This window comes from Streptomyces sp. NPDC054863, from assembly GCF_053610825.1.
In genome coordinates this window covers 1-1529 of the sequence record NZ_JBSGZD010000557.1, presented here as the reverse complement: position 1 = coordinate 1529, position 1529 = coordinate 1, and the positions used below count along the sequence as shown (strand labels likewise).

At 55.3% G+C, this 1529-nt stretch carries 1 rRNA gene; it reads right to left on the bottom strand.

The window, feature by feature from the left end:
- Positions 1-31 precede the first annotated feature (31 nt).
- A 23S ribosomal RNA gene (locus tag ACWGIG_RS38870) occupies positions 32-1529 on the bottom strand; the annotation flags it as partial.

Genomic DNA, 1529 nt, shown 5'->3' with positions numbered 1-1529 from the left:
TTCAGAACTAACACAGTGGACGCGAGCAACTGAGGACAAGCCCTCGGCCTATTAGTACCAGTCAGCTCCACCCGTTACCGGGCTTCCACATCTGGCCTATCAACCCAGTCGTCTACTGGGAGCCTTAACCCCTCGAAGGGGGTGGGAATACTCATCTCGAAGCAGGCTTCCCGCTTAGATGCTTTCAGCGGTTATCCTTTCCGAACGTAGCCAACCAGCCATGCCCTTGGCAGGACAACTGGCACACCAGAGGTTCGTCCGTCCCGGTCCTCTCGTACTAGGGACAGCCCTTCTCAATATTCCTACGCGCACAGAGGATAGGGACCGAACTGTCTCACGACGTTCTAAACCCAGCTCGCGTACCGCTTTAATGGGCGAACAGCCCAACCCTTGGGACCGACTCCAGCCCCAGGATGCGACGAGCCGACATCGAGGTGCCAAACCATCCCGTCGATATGGACTCTTGGGGAAGATCAGCCTGTTATCCCCGGGGTACCTTTTATCCGTTGAGCGACAGCGCTTCCACAAGCCACTGCCGGATCACTAGTCCCGACTTTCGTCCCTGCTCGACCCGTCGGTCTCACAGTCAAGCTCCCTTGTGCACTTACACTCAACACCTGATTGCCAACCAGGCTGAGGGAACCTTTGGGCGCCTCCGTTACTCTTTAGGAGGCAACCGCCCCAGTTAAACTACCCATCAGACACTGTCCCTGATCCGGATCACGGACCTAGGTTAGACATCCAGCACGACCAGAGTGGTATTTCAACGGCGACTCCACCATGACTGGCGTCACAGCTTCAAAGTCTCCCACCTATCCTACACAAGCCGAACCGAACACCAATATCAAACTGTAGTAAAGGTCCCGGGGTCTTTCCGTCCTTCTGCGCGAAACGAGCATCTTTACTCGTAGTGCAATTTCACCGGGCCTATGGTTGAGACAGTCGAGAAGTCGTTACGCCATTCGTGCAGGTCGGAACTTACCCGACAAGGAATTTCGCTACCTTAGGATGGTTATAGTTACCACCGCCGTTTACTGGCGCTTAAGTTCTCAGCTTCGCCATGACGAATCATGACTAACCGGTCCCCTTAACGTTCCAGCACCGGGCAGGCGTCAGTCCGTATACATCGCCTTACGGCTTCGCACGGACCTGTGTTTTTAGTAAACAGTCGCTTCTCGCTGGTCTCTGCGGCCACCCCCAGCTCATGAAGTAAATTCAATCACCGGTGATGGCCCCCCTTCTCCCGAAGTTACGGGGGCATTTTGCCGAGTTCCTTAACCATAGTTCACCCGAACGCCTCGGTATTCTCTACCTGACCACCTGAGTCGGTTTAGGGTACGGGCCGCCATGAAACTCGCTAGAGGCTTTTCTCGACAGCATAGGATCATCCACTTCACCACAATCGGCTCGGCATCAGGTCTCAGCCTTAATGTGTGACGGATTTGCCTATCACACGGCCTACACCCTTACCCCGGGACTACCACCGCCCGGGCTGGACTACCTTCCTGCGTCACCCCATCGCTTACCTA